This is a genomic window from Nodosilinea sp. AN01ver1 (assembly GCF_050565655.1).
Taxonomy (GTDB): Bacteria; Cyanobacteriota; Cyanobacteriia; order Phormidesmidales; family Phormidesmidaceae; genus Nodosilinea.
Genome location: NZ_JBNXVS010000013.1, coordinates 1 through 18,695, shown reverse-complemented (window position 1 = coordinate 18,695; position 18,695 = coordinate 1). Strand labels below are relative to the sequence as shown.

General features: G+C 53.3%; 8 protein-coding genes and 4 pseudogenes. All 12 read right to left on the bottom strand.

Annotated elements, in window-relative coordinates:
* Positions 1-85: 85 nt before the first annotated feature.
* A complete protein-coding gene (locus ACQ4N7_RS12340; protein WP_430711804.1) occupies positions 86-1,084 on the bottom strand; it encodes an alpha/beta hydrolase in 999 nt (332 codons plus the stop codon).
* A gap of 540 nt (positions 1,085-1,624) precedes the next feature.
* On the bottom strand, positions 1,625-2,257 hold the full coding sequence (locus ACQ4N7_RS12335) for a response regulator (protein ID WP_430711803.1): 633 nt from the start codon (positions 2,255-2,257) through the stop codon (positions 1,625-1,627).
* Positions 2,254-7,308 carry an AAA family ATPase gene (locus ACQ4N7_RS12330; RefSeq protein ID WP_430711802.1) on the bottom strand — a complete coding sequence of 1,685 codons (5,055 nt, stop codon included), beginning with the start codon at positions 7,306-7,308 and terminating at the stop codon, positions 2,254-2,256. The genes ACQ4N7_RS12335 and ACQ4N7_RS12330 overlap by 4 nt, the downstream gene beginning before the upstream one ends.
* 79 nt (positions 7,309-7,387) lie before the next feature.
* Positions 7,388-8,461 (bottom strand): annotated as a pseudogene (locus ACQ4N7_RS12325) (PAS domain-containing sensor histidine kinase); the annotation flags it as partial.
* A 201-nt stretch (positions 8,462-8,662) separates the two neighbouring features.
* Positions 8,663-9,673 (bottom strand): annotated as a pseudogene (locus ACQ4N7_RS12320) (CHASE2 domain-containing protein); the annotation flags it as partial.
* Positions 9,674-9,828: 155 nt separating this feature from the next.
* A complete protein-coding gene (locus ACQ4N7_RS12315; protein WP_430711801.1) occupies positions 9,829-10,635 on the bottom strand; it encodes a DUF928 domain-containing protein in 807 nt (268 codons plus the stop codon).
* Between the two features lie 4 nt (positions 10,636-10,639).
* Positions 10,640-13,237: a CHAT domain-containing protein gene (locus tag ACQ4N7_RS12310; RefSeq protein ID WP_430711800.1), complete on the bottom strand. Its 2,598-nt coding sequence runs from the start codon at positions 13,235-13,237 to the stop codon at positions 10,640-10,642.
* A 78-nt stretch (positions 13,238-13,315) separates the two neighbouring features.
* On the bottom strand, positions 13,316-15,730 hold the full coding sequence (locus ACQ4N7_RS12305) for a filamentous hemagglutinin N-terminal domain-containing protein (protein WP_430711799.1): 2,415 nt from the start codon (positions 15,728-15,730) through the stop codon (positions 13,316-13,318).
* A gap of 230 nt (positions 15,731-15,960) precedes the next feature.
* Complete coding sequence (locus tag ACQ4N7_RS12300; protein ID WP_430711798.1) at positions 15,961-16,155, bottom strand: hypothetical protein; 195 nt, start codon at positions 16,153-16,155, stop codon at positions 15,961-15,963.
* Between the two features lie 74 nt (positions 16,156-16,229).
* Positions 16,230-16,702, bottom strand: a pseudogene (locus ACQ4N7_RS12295) (SDR family NAD(P)-dependent oxidoreductase).
* A gap of 259 nt (positions 16,703-16,961) precedes the next feature.
* On the bottom strand, positions 16,962-17,732 hold the full coding sequence (locus tag ACQ4N7_RS12290) for a winged helix-turn-helix domain-containing protein (RefSeq protein WP_430711797.1): 771 nt from the start codon (positions 17,730-17,732) through the stop codon (positions 16,962-16,964).
* A 41-nt stretch (positions 17,733-17,773) separates the two neighbouring features.
* A pseudogene (locus ACQ4N7_RS12285) lies at positions 17,774-17,971 on the bottom strand (response regulator transcription factor); the annotation flags it as partial.
* Between the last annotated feature and the right edge of the window lie 724 nt (positions 17,972-18,695).

Below are 18,695 nucleotides of genomic sequence, written 5' to 3'. Positions count from 1 at the left end.
TGGAACCCAACACTAAAGATAGTCTTGTTGGGTTTTGCTGCCGCGCCACCCAACCTGCGAGTAATACGGATGGGACAATAATTTTCTATTGCAGATGCTTTTTCAGTTCGGCTGCCGCTTGAACGAAGAGCGATCGCACTGCCGGAATTTCCGCTAACCCATTCAGCAGGCCAAAGTCATGAATCATGCCGTTGTAGCGCACCGTTGTAACAGGGACTCCGGCTTCGTTGAGTTTGCGTCCGTAGGCTTCCCCCTCATCTCGCAAAACATCGCTTTCGGCAATCTGAATGAGGGCCGGGGGCAATCCTTTCAGTTGTTCGACTGTTGCCTGGAGGGGCGAAGCATAGATGTCTTTGCGCTTTTCAGGGTCAGCGATATACATGTCATACATCCACTTCATCAGCGGTGTGGTCAAGAAGCGGTTTTCACCAAATTGTTGATACGATTCTGTTTCAAAATTGGCGTCTACAATCGGCCACATCATGATTTGCAGCTTAATGTTTGGCCCGCCGCTGGCCTTGGCCATTAGCGTCGTAACTGCTGTCATATTGCCGCCGACGCTGTTGCCGACCACGGCCAGATTGCTGCCGTCAACCCCGATTTCTGCGCCATGCTCAGCCACCCATTTGGTCGCCGCATAAATCTCATTAATCGCCTGGGGATACTGGGCATCGGGCGTGCGCGTGTAGTTGACAAAAACCCCTGAAAACCCCGACAGCACGACCAGATCGCGCACCATGCGCTTGTGCGTCGGGTAATCGCCCAGTACCCAGCCGCCACCGTGAATGAAGATGAATACAGGCAAAATTCCTTGAACGCCCTCAGGTCGGACGATGTTGAGCACAATCGAATATCCATCGGCGGTAATTGTTTTTTCAGACTCGTCAATGCCTGACAGATCAACGTCAACAGACGCCTGTGCATCCACCAACACCTGACGCGCTTCCAGGGGAGTCATGGCCTCTAACGGTGGCCCATCGTCTGAGTTCAGCATGTTTAAGAATGCTTTCACTTCGCTGGTAAGACGGGAATCTGTAGCAACGTCTTGAGTACGGATTGCTTGGGACTTAGCTTGACTAATCATTGTGGTTTCCTCTAGTTAGTGAAAGTGAAAATCTGTTGAATCGAAATCACTAAACGCGATCAATTAGTCGAACAATTGATCGAAACGGTGTGAGAGCGAGTCATAAACCGACTGCCGGTTCGCGCCTGTCAGACTGGGACGGGTTGCAGGCGGGCGGTCAAAAACTGCGAAATGTAGCTGGCGATCGCATCCCCATCTTCTTTCAGAGCCTCATCCTCCCCGCCATGCTCAAGCCAGTTGCTCTCTCTATCGAATTCTTTTGAGAAGTATTCGATAGAGATAGGACAATAATTCTCTTCAACAAAGCTACAAATACTATGCCGAGGGCAAAATTTGTGCCCCTACAAAAAGATTCATTTATAGCTGGACCTGAGAGAATCGGTGTTCATCCACTGGGTTCAATATAGGGGCTGACCGCTGACCTGTCGCCCACTCAGAGTTGCTACTTTTACCCCCTAACCAGATTGATAGCCCCATCCATCTCCCACCGGATGGGGAACTCCAACTTGAGTTGGAATCTGCTATCAACCTCAGTGACCGCTAGAGACTGACAATGCCGCGTTTAACCGCTACAATCACCGCCTGGGTGCGATCGTTGACACCCAGTTTGCTTAAGATGCGATTGACGTGGGACTTAACGGTGCTTTCACCAATACATAAGGCGGTGCCAATCTCTAGATTGCTCATCCCCTGCGCCATCGAGCGGAGTACCTCTAGCTCTCGCTCACTCAGCTCTGGATTGCTCATCCGCTGCACCAGCTTAGCCCCCACCTCTGGCGGCACGTACTTCTGACCGCTATAAATCGTGCGAATCGCCTTGAGCAGTTCGTCGGGCTTAGCATCCTTGAGCAGGTAGCCCTGGGCACCGGCCTGCAAACCGCGATAGATATCTTCATCGCTGTCGTAGGTGGTCAGCACAATCACTCGCGCCTGCTTAAATTCGGTGCAGATCGCAGCGATCGCCTCTACTCCAGTCATCTGCGGCATTCGCAGATCCATCAGCGTCACATCGGGCTGGTGTTCTCGAAAGAGGGCGATCGCCTGCTGTCCGTCTTCGGCCTGGGCCACCACCGTCATCTCTGGAACCCGGTTGATGATGGTCGCCAACCCCTGCCTGACGATGGAATGATCGTCGGCAATCAAAATGCGAATCGAACTGGATGGGTCTATCATGATGCTCGCTCTTGGGAAAACACAACAACAATTTCGGTGCCCTGCCCCGGCTGACTCTGAATCGTCAGTTGTGCACCCATCTGCTCGGCCCGCTCACTCATGCCCAGCAGGCCAAAGCCCCCTTCCGCTGGCAGGCTATCCATCCTGAAACCAATGCCGTCGTCTTGAATCCGCAAGCGACATTGGCCATCTTCGTACCGTAATTCAATCCGAATTTCACGGGCACTGGCGTATTTGACCGCATTGGTCAGAGCTTCCTGTCCTATCCGCAGCAGGTGATTTTCGATCTCAGTGGGGAGGGGATAGGCTGTGCCGTAAACGTCATAGATCAAGGCAGTGTCGGCGGTCGCTCTCATTTGAGTCACTAAACGATGCAGAGCGCTGCTTAAATCGCCCTCCTCTAGAAGTTGGGGGCGCAGAGCGACCACTGATCGCCGCGCTTCAGCCAGTCCAGTGCGAGCCAGTTCATCTATGATTTCCAGATGGGTCTGAGTCGCCTGTAGATCGTCGGTGAGCACCTGCGTGGCGGCGCTGATCTGAACCAAAATGCCGGTGAAAGACTGGGCCAGCGTATCGTGAATTTCTCGCGCCATGCGGTTACGTTCCTCTAAAATTGACGCTGCTTCAGCGCGCTTGCGATCGCCAATGTCTGTGTTGAGGGCATAGAACCCGATCACTTGAGCATTGACGTTAAAATCGGGAATTAAGGTTGTACTCAGATACTTTTTGCCTGTTGGCAGGAGTATTTCTGCTTCAAAAGTTGTTGTTTGTCCTGCTAAAGCCTGATTAACATAGGGTTCTAATACTTGATACGACGTATGATCTACCAGTTCACGAATCGACTTGCCTAAAATTTCATCTCGACTACAGTTGCGCCAAATCTCATAGGTATGGTTAACGAAGCGGTGGCGTTGCTCGGCATCAATGTAACCAATACCAACCGGGAGAGCGTCTGTAATGAGCCGCAATTCCTGTTCACGAGCGCGCAGTTCTGCTTCACTTTGCTGTAACGCCGCTGTTCGTTCCGCAACCTCCTGTTCCAAAGTGCGGTTGTAATTTGCTAAGAGGTGTTCTGCTTGTTTCCGCTCCGTGATGTCTTGAAAGGCGGCGATCGCATACACGACATTGCCCTGTTCATCAAAGACGGGGGTGCCCCAGGCTTCAGCGGGAATAATTGCGTTGTTCTGGTGAATATCGGCATCATCAGTCCTGGTGCGTTCGCCACTCAACGCTCGAATAATGGGCAGTCTCTCTGATGGATAAATTTGATCTGTTCCCGTCACATAGAGTTGATAAACTTCTGAAAGTTGCTCCGGCGTCGCGGCAGGATCAACCCCTTTACCCAATAGCTCGATTCCTTGCTGATTGACATAGTAGGGGTGACCTGTCGCATCAAGGATGGCAATTCCCACCGGAATCGCTTCTAGAAATTGAGCCATTTGACTTTCGCTAGCGCGCAGCCTTGAGTAAAGTTTGGCATTTGCAATCGCGATCGCCGCCTGAGTGGAGAGCAAGTTCAACACTTGCGAGCGATCGGGAGTGAATGCTCCCGCTGTTAGCTGATTTTCTAGATAAAGCACCCCAACGAGTTTGCTCTGATTTAGCAGCGGCAAACAGAGCAAGGATTGAGTTTGGTGGTGCTGAATGTAGGGATCATCGACGAAATTTCCTTCATGGGCTGCATCATTCAAGATCACTGATTCCTGCGTCCGAATCACATATTGAATTACGGACTCAGGTAAATGATTAGCCACTGAAATCGATTGCAGCACCTGGATCGCACAGACCTTACCACCATCATTGAGCTCACAAGCCGCTTCAATCACCCATTCTCCTGAGTTTTCCAGGAGTAGACAGCCAGTTTGTGCTCCAGCAGTCTCGATCAAGATCTGCATTAAGGAGTGGAGTAGTTGATCCAGCTCAATTTCGCTCGAAATCGCCTGGGATGCTTTTAAGACTGCGGCCAGATCAAACGTATCGTCTAAGTGATTAGAGGTCGTTCTGGAGGGATCAAATATTGGCACTTCAAGCTGACCTGAGGCTTGAGCAAAGAACTGAGGGTAGCGAGTTTCCAAATCCTTCCTCTTTGCCATTGCTCCCCAGCGTTCGTAGCAATAGTGGGCTTCTTTCATGTAGGTTTGAGCAAATTTTTCTCTGCCGCGAGACAGGTAAAACTTGGCGGCTAATTCATAGGCTAAAGCTTCTTCTTGTAGATACTCATGATCTCTAGCTCCCTGAATTGCCTGCTCGTAGAACTCTTCAGCCTCCAGCAGCTGACCCAACACTCGCGCTTTCTCTGCCTCCACCAGATGATATTTATGCAAATGGTTCATGGGCGCATCATAGGCCCACTGCTTCATTTTTGCCAGGCTAACTGCAACTCTCTCAAGGATTTGATCCTGGACTTGAGCGCTGCTTTCAGAATATATTGCGAGTCTTGCTAGAGCATCGTAGAAATAGTACAAAGGTTGAAGCGGCGTGCCCGTTAGTCGGATCAAATAGCTCTCTACCAGGGCTGCATTTTCAACAGCTTGAGCCGACTCGGTTATCTCTGGCAAATAGAATAAGCTCTCAACCTCTTCGCCACACAAATACGCAACTTCTGTGGTTTCCAGATATATACTCAACGTCAGATCATAGTTTGTTTGCCAGCTAGAGGTTGGCAGCCAGGATCTGGCGCTGGTCAAATAGGTTTGAGCTACACTGTAGGCGATCGCACCTTTTGCCTTCTGTGCCGCCCTCAAATTCAGTTGAGCGATTTCATCTCGTTCAGTCTGATCAGTAACTAGTTCAATCCCATGATTGAGATGATCCACGATTTCAAACAGCCGCTCTGACAGTCGTTCTGACAGCATTTTTTTGAAAAGATTGCGACCAATTTGGAGATGAGCAATTTGCTTTTGCAACCCATCGATTAAAGCATAGGCCGCTTGCTGCACGCGATCGTGCAAGAACTTATAATCTTGAACTAACAAGTCCTCGCTTAGTTCAGAGACAGGTTGAATGAATCCGGATTGTATCGCTATTAATAAATCCTGAAAAACCGTTTTAGGCGATCGTTCACATGCAATCGCTAACGTTTCTAAATCAAATTCAGCCCCGATGCATGCGGCCAATTGAAGAAGCTGTTGCGTCACCTCTGGTAATTTCTTCAGCTTGATCAGCAGCAACTCCACCACATTGTTGGTGACATTGTGAGCTTGAATCTGAGCAAGGCTCCACTGCCAATTCAAGTCATCTGCATCAAAGCTCAATAAATTTTCACTATACAGGAATTGTAAAAATTCACCCACAAAGAAGGGATTTCCCTCGGTTTTATGCCGCACTAGCTCAGTCAAGGTATGAGCCGTATTAACATCTTGATGTATTGTCTCGGCAATCAATTGAGTTAACGGCATCAGTGTTAAAGGCTCCAGGATAATCTCCTGAAGTATTGTTCCTTGAGTTCGTAGTCTCTCCAGCATTAATGCGAGTGGATGAGTTGGACTCACTTCATTATTTCGATAGGCTCCAATCAAAAACAGAGATTGAGTTTGCTCATCTAGCCGCATCAGTTCAATCAACTGAATCGTAGCTGAGTCGATCCACTGCAAATCATCCAGGAAGACCACAAGCGGATGCCCATCAGAACAAAACACCCGAATGAATTGCTGAAAAACTTGATTGAAGCGATTTTGAGCTTCAGTTGGCCCAACTTCTGGTGCGAGGGATTGCTTGCCAATAATTAGTTCGACTTCTGGAATGACATCAATGATGAGTTGTCCGTTGCTGCCCAGGCCAGCCAGAAGTTGCGATCGCCATTTTTGCACCTGCTGATCAGGTTCGCCCAGCAGGTGCTGCACCAGATTTCTGAGGGCATCTGCGATCGCACTGTAGGGAGCATTGCGCTGGAGCTGGTCAAACTTGCCAGCGATAAAATAGCCGCGCCTGGCGGTGATAGCTTTGTAAAGCTCCTGGACTAAGGCTGATTTACCAACCCCCGCCGGGCCAGAAACCAGCATAATTTCTAGTTTTGAAGGTTGAGTGGTAGGGCTCAAGGTTTGAGCTGAATCTTCTAAGTCAGACGTCAAATCTGGCGACGCAGAACGGCCTGCGACCCGCTCAAACGCCGCGACTAATGCCGCGATCTCTTCCTCCCGCCCGTAGAGTTTTTGAGGAATCTGCAACTGATCAGCAACCTCTTGCCGACCCAGGGGAAAGGCATTGATTTGCCCCCTTGTTTTTAGCTGCTCGGCACAGTCTTCTAAATCTGCCTTGATGCCCCAAGCGCTCTGATAGCGATCCTCGGCATTCTTTGCCATCAATTTCAAAATGATGGCTGCAACAGCTTCAGGGATTGCTGCATTCAAATCCTGGGGCGGTATGGGCGACTTGGCAATATGGCAGTGGACCAGTTCAAGAATGTCTGTTGTGAGAAACGGCAATTGCCCGGTCAGCAGCTCATAGAACGTCACGCCAAGGGAGTAAAAATCAGTGCGATAGTCGATCGCCCGGTTCATGCGCCCGGTTTGCTCCGGCGACAGGTAGGCGAGCGTCCCTTCTAACCCGTGGGGGCTTTTGAAGGTTGGATTGGTGCGGTTAAAGCGGGTGGCAATGCCAAAGTCAATAATTTTTACAACCCCCGTATCGGAATTAAAGACAATATTGCTGGGGTTAATATCTTTATGAATAATAGTGGCGTTATGAATGCTGCCTAGACTATCCACTAGATTAACGGCGAGGGATAGAAATAGCGGTAGGGGCATCGGGTAAACGTCTGGGCGTTGCTGCCGCCATTGCTCTAGCGATTCGCCGCCAAAATCTTCTAGCAAAATGGCAGGGGTGCGCTGATAGGTTTGTTGACCGTAGGCCCTGACAACTCCTGGCAGATTGAGGGAACGAGTGATGTCGTATTCCTGTCGGTAGCGGGCTATTTCTTGGGCAGAGGGATACTCTTGCTTAAGCAGTTTGGCGATAATCGGCAGCCCATCCTCTCGCGTACCGCGATACACCAGGGAATTAGAGCTTTCATAGATCTTGGCCTGGATGGTGATACCCGGTAGAGTAACCATAGAATTCCTCTGGATAGGCATAAAAGCCCTGAAACGATTATCTAGTAGATCTATGGCATTCTCTTAGCCTGGTTAGAAATCACGATTGAGGGGCCGACGATGGATTGACTATGACAACAATTTCGGTGCCCTGCCCGGGCTGGCTTTGAATCGTTAGCTGGGCACCTATACGCTCGGCCCGTTCGCTCATACCCAATAGACCAAAGCCGCCTGTGGTAGGAAGACTGCCCACGCCGAAGCCCTCTCCATCATCCTTAATATGCAGACTACATTGATCAGCTTCATACAATAGCGAAATTCGAATTTCGCTAGCATTTGCATATTTGACGGCATTGGTGAGGGCTTCTTGCCCAATGCGCAGCAGGTTATTTTCAACATCGATAGATAAAGGGTAGGCCGTACCCTTCATGGTGTAGGTCAGCTTAGCGTCGACCGTCGTTTGCATTTGAGCCACCAGACTTTGAATGGCACTGCGCAAATTGCCATCTTCTAACAGTTGGGGCCGCAGGGCGGTGACCGAACGCCGCGCCTCCATCAACCCTGTGCGGGCCAGTGCATCAATCATGTCTAGGTGGAGCAGGGTCGCATCCGAATCGTCTGCCACCACCTGCGTGGCGGCTCCAACCTGAAGCAAAATGCCGGTAAACGACTGGGCCAGGGTATCGTGAATTTCGCGCGCCATCCGGTTGCGCTCGTCCAGAATTGAGGCAGCCTCGGCTTTTTTGCGATCGCTGATGTCGTAAATTGAAGCGATTTTAACCCTCCGCTCCCGGTAGGTTGCCCCCTTGACCCGCAGCTCGGCGGGAAAGGTGGTGCCATCGTTGCGTAGACAGGTAGTCTCCTGAAATCCTTCATCCCCGGCTTGCAGCTGCTGGATCACCCGGTCGCGATCGTCTGCAACCACCAGATCGCCCACCGGCATACCTACGGCCTCAGCCAGCGCGTAGCCAAACATCCGAGTAAAGGCGGCATTGACATCTAGAATGTGCGCCTGCTCCATGACGACGACGGCCTCTACAGCGGCCTCTGCCAGCTGGCGAAACCGGGCTTCGCTCTCCCCCAGGTCGCGTTCGGCCTGCTGACGCTCAACAATTTCCTGCTGTAGGGTCAGGGTGCGTTCATCTACTTTGTGCTCCAGGGTGCGGGCATAGTCGTTGAAGTTGTCCCACAGCAGGTAGCTATGGCTAGAAATCGCCGCGCCGACTAAGGCCAACAGCGACGGCACCACAACAACCCACCAGCCGACCAGAAACATGGCGTAGGCGACCCCCAGCAGCGCCCCCCCCAGCACCACCACCCGCAGAACGGTCTGACGTGGGGATGAAGAGGTCCAGCCGATCACGGCTCCGATCGCTGACCAAGCGATAATCCACAGCCACTCCAGCAGGTCTGGCCAGACCCGCAGCAGCGGGCGACCCTCCAGGGCGGCGCTGAGCAATTGACTGGTGAGCAGCGCATGCACCTCAACCCCAGCCGGGGCCGTCAGGGTATCGGTCGTGTACGCCGTGAAAAACCTGTCTTCGATGCTCTCTGCGGTGAGCCCAATCAGAACAATGCGATCGCGTATTAAATTCGGCGGCACGTTGCCCTGGAGCAAATCCGTGAGCGAAATCGTGGGGAACCCATGGCGAAATCGAGGAAAATTGGCCAGGATTTGATACCCCCCCGCATCCATACCTACATACCCCCCCGCATTGGAGGTTAAGGGAGTGAAGGTGGCCCGCCCCAGCCGAAACGTCATCTGATCGGGGGTCAGGGGCTGCCGCTCGATGCCCTGCTGATCTAGATAGGCAAAGGCCAACCGTGCCCCCAGGGTAAAGATCGAGCGATCGTCTGGCGTTCTCAGATAGAGCAGGCTGCGGCGAATGCGGTTGTCGGAGTCTAAGAGCAGATCGCTGGCGGTGACCTGATCGTTCTGCTTCAACACAGAGGGGGCCTGAATTCGTTCCCCCTGGGCCGTTTTGATCACCTTCTCCACGCCAAAGAGATTGGGCATGGTGGCAAAAACATGGGTGAGTTCTGAATGACCAGGCTCGACCGGGAGGTCGCGAAAGAGATCGAGACCCACGACGCTCGCCTGCTGCTGCTGGATGAGCAACAGAGTCTGCGCCAGGGTGGCATCCGACATGGGCCACTGCCCCAGCTGTTTGACATCCGATTCATCAATCGTGACCAGAATGATGCGCGGGTCTACCGGTTCCGGCGGACGCAGCCGAAACATCTGATCCAGAGCGACCAATTCCATGAACTGAAAGGCCCCGGCCAGACGCAAAATCAGCAAGCCACTGGCGACACTGGGAACGGTCACAAAAACGCCGCGCCAGTGCCGCCATTGTCTTAGATGCTGGTTTAAGGTTGTCCACATAGACTCTAACTCTAGTGCGATCGCTCAAGGCAGATGGTTGAGGAACTGAAATTGAATAGGTTAGGTTTTTAAAGTTTGATTTTGAGGTTTGAAGTTTGAGTGAGCCGCTGAATTCAAACCTCAACCCTCAACTTTCAGCACTTCGGCATTCTTAACTATGGAATCGAGTCGCTTTCGCCAGGTATATTGATTCCACCCGATTGCAGCAGCTCATGCCAGGTTGTAGTGAGGCTGGTATCTTCTGGATCGGTGCGCCGTAGCTCCAGCAAAAGGGCGAGGGCATCGTACCAAACGCCGTCTTGCTGGTATAGCGCCAGGCGATCGCTGGCGGAAGACTGCTCTAGCTGCGCCGCCCGAGCCGGGTCAAGATCGCGGCGCTGAACGGTGCCGGTGACAAACTGATCTTCCAGGCGATCGGTCGGGTCGCAAATGATTGCAAACGTCCAGGTATAGGTCTTGCCTACTTCTAAAGCAGTGGTCTGCGCGGGCAGGCTGATGCTGACAATGCCGGGCGTGGTAGGCAGAGGCACGGTGGTGCGATAAAGGCCCTGACCAGCCTGATTGCGGAGACTAAATTCTGCGTTTTCAGCATTCGTGGTGGGCACGTAGACCAGAAAGGTGGGGTGGGTCACTAGGGCGATGCCTGGTTGCGCGATCGGGCTCAGCGCCGTCAGTAAGGGGGTTGGAGTCGTTGAACTGGAGGATGTCGCGGTGTCTTGCGGACAGGCGGCGGCAGCTCGGCGTCCCCCTGGGGCCGAGCTGCCCGGATTGGTCGGCGGTGGCGGCGGGTTGCTCTGCTTCAGGCGGGTATCTCTGACTACGGGAGACCCAGTCAAGGCCGCTGAGGGATTGTTGGCCCCAAGCTGGGGAGAGGCGTTGACCCTCGTCCCCAGGTCTAGCCCCAGGAGAACGCCAGCGGCAGCCCCATAAACGAGAGCCCTATAAACGAGGAGCTTAATCATGGTTTTATAGCCAATTTCCTAGCAGAATAAACGGTGCCCAATAGTAGGGAGAGAGGTAGTCGTCCTGGTGCAGCAGGGTAACCTGGGCGCGGCGCAGGGCCTCGGCCTTGGTGACGCCGGGCAACCCCAGCTGGCGGTAAAACTCAATCATCAGGGCGGCGGTAGAGCGATCGCCCACCGACCACAGCGAGGCCAGGGTGCTGCGCGCCCCCGATCGCACCGCCACCCCGGCCATGCCCAGGGCGGCCCGGCGATCGCCTGTAGCGGTCTGGCAGGCGCTCAGCACCAGCAGCTCAATCGGAGTGCGATCGCCTTCGCGAAAGCGCAGGATCTGATCGAGCTGCTTCACGTCAATGCGGCCATTCCAGGTCAAGATAAACGTGTCTTCTGCCCTGGAGCTAAATTGACCGTGGGTAGCCAGGTGCACCACAGAGGCCGGGGTAGACTCTACTTGAGTGGTAAACGATTGACTGGTAAAAGCTTGATCCAGCAGCACCTGGCCCGGCAGTTCGGCCTTGATCTGGTCAATTTCCACCGCCACGTTGGGCAGGGCCGAAAACCCCTCGCGGGCCTGACTCAGCCCCGCCAACAGCAGGCGCAGGCGCTGCCGTTCCAGCGCCTGGGGTTGCAGCAGCTGTAGCCCAGGGGTGAGCACAACGCTGTAGGTTTCAACCAGGTAGCGATCGCCGTCGTGGAGGGCGGTCATGGGCAAGTTTCGCAACGGGCCATCGGGCACAAAAACCAGCGTGGTGATGCCGCTGGCCGTGAGCTGATCGGCGATCGGGCGCAGCAGCAGATCGTAGACCCGCTGGGCGGCAGGCAGCCAGTCTTCGACAAAGGCGGTCGGCCTGAGCGACTGGCGCATTTCGGTCAGAATGCCTTCAACCTCCGTCTGGGAGAGCTGGGTTTTGTGGTAGTGCAGCGGCTGGTTGGGCAACGCCAGAATCACCGCCAGCTGGCTCGGCAGAATGATCGGGTAAATCACAGCGGCGTGGGGATCAATCTGGTCGATGCCAACCGGGCGCGCATTCACGCAGGCCTCCCGAAAGAAGTTGTCGAGTTCGGCCAGCTGCAGCGCTTCGATCACCTCCCGCGCCTGTTTCAGATTTTCCTGACTGGGTACTGGGTCTGGGCTGGATGTGTCAGATTGCAGCAGCAGTTCCACAAACTGGCGATAGACCGGCTCCACGCTCTCCCTGAAGGAAAACTGCACATCCTGACTAATCGCCACCAGATCGCTGCGCAGCGATTGCAGCGATTTAACCGCGTCCCCATAGGCCGCCGTGGCCTGAGGCACATGGCCGGTGCAGGGCTGAGTGTCGCGACAGCCGATGCGGCCCAGCTGCCACTGCCACTGGTAGGCAATATCAGCGGCACCCATGGCCATGGCCAGCTCCAGGGCCCGCTGGGTCAAATCCTGAGCCTGGTCCCACTGGCGGGTGGTTTCATATAGGCTGCCCAGAGTACCCAGGGCATAGGATTCAGCCCGAGTATTGCCCGCCTGGTGAACGTACTGAGCCGCTGTGGCCAGGCCTTGAGCTGAGGTTTTGAACAGCTCGGGAGGCAGCGTTTCTCCGGCGGCGCTGGCGGCTTTGCCGCTCAGCTTGACCACGTTCTGGGCCAGATTAATTTGCCCATAAACGGCCAAATTTCCGGACGGCAAGCGGCTCAGAAGGGCCTGAATAGGCGATACCAATCGTTCAGCCTCAGCCCACTGCTGGGCTTCCACCAAAAGACTGAGCTGGGCCAACTGCGCTTGAGCCACCGCTGCGGGGGAGGGCGCGATCGCCGCCGCCTGCTGGTAAAAAGCCATGGCCCCCTCGGGGTCTGCCTGGGCACGCGCCGTGTTGCCCAGGCTGAGCAGAATGCCGCTGATGTCGGCTGCGGGCGCTGACGGAATCTGCCGGGCGATCGCCAAACTCTGCTCTAAAACCTGGCGCGATCGCCCCAGGTCCCCCACCCATCTCAACACCTTGCCCAGGTTGCGCAACCCCGTCACCTTTAGCGGCGAGTCGGGCTGCACCTGCAAGGATTGCTCGACCCGGGTTAGCAGGGCTCTGGCCTGCCGATAAAATCCGGCTGACTGCAAGGCTCTGGCCTGATTGATCTGGCTACCCACGATGCCGTCGGCATCATCGGTGGCCCGGTAGGTTGCTTCCGCCGCCTGCCAGGTGGTCAATGCGTCTGAGGCCAGCCCCTGATCAAGCTGTAGCTGGCCCTGAATGGTGAGCACCTGCGCCCGCACCCCTGCCGCCTCTGAACTGGAGGCTGGGGGGAGCGCATTGAGCTGAGACATCGCCTGCGTGATGGCATCATTAGCGGCGGTCCACTGGGCTAAATCGTCAAAGGCCTGGGCCAGAAAACTTAGAATCAACGCCCGATTGAGGGCATCACCCGCCTGCTCGTAGCCCGTGACGACCTGCTGCCAGAGGGCGATCGCCTGCGTCGGCTGACCCGCCTGGTAGTAATCCTCGGCCTGCTGCACCAGCTGATTGAGCGGTAGCGATCGTTCGCCGCCAGCATTCTGCTCAGCGATCGCCATATTGGCGTGCAGGGTAATGGTTAGCAAAAACCCTAAAGCCGCCAACTGCAACCATCTCAACCATCTTGCCTGGGCCTGGATGGGCGATCGCCCGCATCCCCCAAATATGTTTTGCCTCGTCTGGTGAGTCTCATGCATCTACTCGCCTCCCTGACAGGCGATAGATAAACCTACTGGGTCATGGACAGCGGCCTCTGGGGCAACGAGCCGAACGGCTCCATTGGGGGCAATCTGCAATGCGGTGGCTTCAATCAGGGGTGAAGTCGAGCGTCGCCCATCGGACGTGGGTGTGGGAGAGGGGGCTAACTCAGGTAGCGAGGCTGACCGTGCCACCAGCCGGCGGCGGTCTTGCCAGTCGGCATCGTCATCCAGCTGCTGTTCTGGGTTAGGCGGCAGGCCACCTCGCCCCGTGACCACAAAGAAATTGCCCTGGCTGGCCAGACAGCCCTGGGCAATCAGCCGAGATGGATCGATCAGGTTATCTGGTAGCTCAACCAAGCCAAAGGTGGGGTCGAGCTGATTAATGTTGAGCTGCACCGTGCCGCTGGAGGCCGAATTGGCTCCGGTCGCGGTGATATCGCTCAAAGGCGTCTCCTGAGAGCGAAACTGAAGGCCAAAAATGCCCGACGTATTAATGGTGACGTTGCCGCCCCGAGCGTTCACTGAGTTGGCACGGATGTCGCTATTTTCGTTAGGAATGGCAACGATTGAGCCTACGTTAATATCAATGTTGCCACCATTACCTGTGCCGCTAGCAGATGCGGTGATCGAACTGTTGTTTCGCAGCAGCAGAAAATTTCGCACGTTGAGGTCAAGGTTACCGCCTTCGCCAGAGGCTGTCGCCGCAGTAATTGAACCGCCCCCGTCTAGAACTACAGAGTTGGCAACTAACCGGAGTGTCCCAGCATCCCCTGTCCCTTGATTGCTTACATCGATTTTGGCACCATCAGTTACGCTCAAGTGTCCGGTGGTGATGGCTATATCTCCGGCACCTCCTGTCAAGGTTCGTCCTGGGAAGGGAAAAAGAAATCCTGACGAACTAATCTGGCTGGAAACGGGAATGGTTAGCTGCGCTCTCCCGGTTATGTCCACGGACTCTAACGCGTTAATAGTCAGACTACCCGCATCACCATTTGAGAAAGTGGAAGTCAAAATGCTTCCGCCCTCGCTAAGTGTCAGTCTTCGCGTATTGACAATCAAGTTGCCAGCATCGCCAGTCCCCGAAGAAGTACCCAAACTACTGATCGTGTCACTACTTGCACCAATGATGTTTGCACCATTGATGGCTATAGAGTCAGCAGCATCTACCACCACATCTCCACCGCGGCCCGTCCCAGTCGGAGTTATGGTTAATATGGTTGCTCCGCTATCGATAATTAACCCTCTAGTTGATAGCGTGATATCTCCCCCAGTTCCAGAACTGAGAGCGAAAGAAATAATACGGCTGTTGCTAATACCAGAAGGCGAGACTCCACTGATTTGCACTTTATTAGGGGCGGAAACCGTCACATTCCCTCCTCTACCAGAACCGAAGGAATACGTCACTATTTCTCCTCCTTCCTGAACGACCAACATCGGCGTCAACACAGCGATATTGGCCCCACCACCACTGCCCGTCGTCTCACTGTGTAAGCCACTTAATATGTTCTGCGTTGGGCTTTCCCCACTCACATTGAGACTAGAGGCAGCCTGGATACGAATGTTTCCCCCTGGTTGTACCCCTTGATTTTGAATCAACAGCAGTGAGCCATCCGCCAGCGACACCTGATTTCCCTGCACCTGAATCACACCGCCGCCGCTGGCATCTGCTAATGCCTGCTGCGAGAGACGAATATTTCCAAAACGTTGGCTTCCTTGATAAGCAAACGCAAAGCCAGAAGTCATAGCCCTGAGGCTTACTTGTCCATCGCGCACGCTGCCCAACTCAATGTGGCCTTGTTCTGCCGTCAGCGTGGCTCCATCAACGTCTACATCTCCCCCAATCAAAGCAAGAGTCTGACCTGCTGGCACCTGCAACCCTGCTGCACCACTCCCTCTAATCAAAGGGGTAAAAATAGGGATAATAACGGATAAGTCATATCCGTTTCCCTGCACTTCAATCTGCCCCGAATTTTCTCCCAACTGCAAACCAATGGGAGCACTTATGGTTAAGAGTGGTGCTGTTTGAGGGTTGGTAGCGCCGTACTGAAATCCATCGGCAAAATTGATGTCGTTGGCCGTTGTGGCTACAAAAGATCCTCCTATATTCAATTCTCCATTAGGGCCAAACAAAATGCCGTTGGGGTTGAGCAGAAACAGGTTGGCAGTGCCGTTCGCCCGAATTAATCCATCAATATTAGAGGCCGCACCACCCGTAACTCGGCTGAAAATGGTCTGCACATCGGCGGCGTTGTTGAAGTAAATAGATCCTCCGGTGGGCACCGAAAGCTGACTAAAACTGTGGAACAAATTGCCCCCGCGCCTGGCCCCGCCATCCACCTGAAAGTTGGGATCGCCTGAAACCTGCGATCGCTCCCCTGCGGGCAGCGTGTCGTCAGAAACCACCTGGGCCACGATGGGTTGAGAGGGCTCTAAAACGCCTAGTACGCTGCACACTATCACTAACAACGTGTTCCAGTAGAATTGGCTCATTTAATGGTCTTCACTTCCACCTTTAGTTAGGGTTTAATCGAAGCTAACTGGCTTAAAAGTGGCTCGTTTTAATCAAAACAACGACAAGGAACAGTATTGACTTGATTCAACGCCAATATTTATATAAGACACGCTTTTGACAATGAGGTTAGCTAGGATTCTCCCAAAAACCGCTGGAGACTTTCGTCTTTTACCTGTATTAGATTTTGATCAAATGACATTGACAAAAAAGGCTGCGCCAAAGCTGATGTAACGGAAGCTTCTGTAATTAGCAGGCTGTTGAGCAACACCAGAACTGGAGTTGTCACAGCAATGATGGTGTGGGTTATCACGAAAATTTTTGGCATCGGTACAGTCCTCAATCTGAAGTGGATTGAATAAATTGAGAGCGCTGCCGGGGATATATAGCTGGCTAGTCTGGTTAAAATATTTCCCCTCGCCCTGCTAGATAGGCGACCATGCCCGCCACCGCTTCGACCGTGCCGAAGCGGGCCACAGTGATATGGGTTTTGAGCATTTCCGCCGTTTTCCCCTCTGAAGGATTCATGTCGGTGGCGATCGGGCCGGGTTGAACGCTGTTGATGGTCATGCTACGAGGGCGATCGCCAGCACCCCAGCGCTATTGACGAGGATATCGATACCCCCTAACTTGTCCACGGTCTGTTCAATAGCGGCGACCACCGCACTGGCATCGGCGCTGTCGGTCTGAATGGCGATCGCCTGCACGCCAAAATCTTGTGCGGCCTGGAGGACGGCTTTGGCCGAATCGGGGAAACTGGCGTAGGTAAAGGCAACATCAGCGCCTTCAGCCGCTAATTGTTTGACGATCGCAGCCCCAATGCCGCGACTGCCACCCGTAACGAGGGCACGCTTGGTCTTAAGGGGGTGGGTCATGGTCAATACCTGGAATATGCATTGTGTAGGCGTTTAAGTAGCTGATGTGAGCTAACTGTAAACAACCTGCTCTAATCCGTCTTCCCTTCTGAGTTGAGGTTTTTGTACCCCATAAAGATGGATGAGCCTGTCCTTCCTAAAAAGGTAAAAACACTCCAACTAAAGTTGGAGTGTGCATTCCAACTAAAGTTGGAGACTATTAGCCGTAAAACAAACTGACAACCCAAACCCTTGCCTTTAGCAAGTTAGCAGTGGCTATTCAGCTTGCCACTGAAAAGGCTGGCTGAACATCAGATTTGACTAGATTTAAGGGTGAAGCCTGTCTTGGGGTAGGTGCTCGAAGCACATACCCCACACTTCGCACCGTATGGATTAGTCGGGGCATTTGATGCTGCTCTAGCTTCACGCGGAGATAGCGGATATAGACATCTAAAACATTGGAGTCAATATCAGAATTTTTAGTCCAGACCTGCTCAAGAATCTGATCGCGAGTCATCACCCGCTGCGGATGCTCCATAAAATACTCTAGAAGAGAAAATTCTCTGGCCGTAAGGGCGATCGCATAGCGATAACGATAGACCTCATGGGTCAGTCGATCGAGCATTAATTCGCCAAAATGCAGGCGATTGCGCTGAGTTTCTAGTCTGGCCCGGCGCAGGCGCGATCGCACCCTGGCCATTAATTCTTCCATTGAAATCTGAGGAAACACATAATCATTGGCTCCAGCATCTAGACCGGCAACACAATCTTCAATATTTTGGCTTGCGCCCAGCAAAATGAGCTGAACCCGATTACCCGTTGAGCGCAGCTGACGACAAATCTCCAGGCCCGAAAAATCAGGCAGACTCGCACCCAAAAGAATCAGATCGGGCTGCAATTCATGCCCGTAGATCACGCCTTCTGCGCCGCTGTAAGCTACGGCAAGGTAGATATGACTGCCCAGATCGCACTCTGATGATTTGAGCAAATGTGATGCCAGTAATTGAACTCGCTGAATATTGGCATCAATTAACAAAATCTGAATATTCATAGGTTCACTCCTGTTCAAGCTCAACTAACCCCTGATTTGGTTTAATGAACCAGACCAGACCGCAGCGCTCGAATTGCAGCCTGGGTGCGATCGCTCACGCAGAGCTTAGTTAGAACATTTCGCACATGGCTTTTGACAGTGCCTGTTGTAATGTAGAGCTTTTTGGCAATCATAGAATTGCTGAGCCCATCGACAATGAGCTGCAACACCTCCAGTTCGCGGGGCGTCAAGGAGGCCGTCGCAATAATTTCTTTATACTTTGGCTCCACGGCCCGAATCATAACCATCTCAACATAGTTGACATGATCAGAGTGGCTCAAATGAGAATGACTCAATAACTCTGTCACCTCCTGAGCAACGGTGGTTAAGGCTTGATTAATCAAGGCTTTATCGAATGAACTAATCTGGGCCGAGCGCTCTAGAAATTCGCGCTCACCACAGCCCACTGCTGAAGCAGACATCATAATACTATCTCCAGTGATATATTAATTTGAAACCCTATCCAGCTTTAATGTCGCAATTGATATCAGACCATTTCAGAGAATAAAAATCTTCTGAAACCTGCGTTTGTATGGGTTCAATATAGGAAACTTTCGCTGCCCTGTCGTCCACTCAGAGTTGGCACTTCTGTCCCACAGCGTGATTGACCCAATCGTCCATCTCCTACCGGACGGTTCACCCCACCTGAGGTTGGAACTTGAGCCCCATCCCCAGGCCCCAATCTGATCGCGTTAGAGTTGGCCAGCTCAGTGAACCTTCAACATTGATTTAATTTCAAACCCGAACCGCATGCCCCAGGGGACGCAGACCTTGCGCCCTTGAGAAAAAGCAAAATGGTAATTAGTCACCGCAACAAAGCTGACCTACTGGGAATGGGGCAAAAGTTTGTAGCATAAGGGGCATGACGATACAGCCACGTCCAGAGCCAAACCTGCCGGAGATCGACCCTGAAGAGCAAGGGGC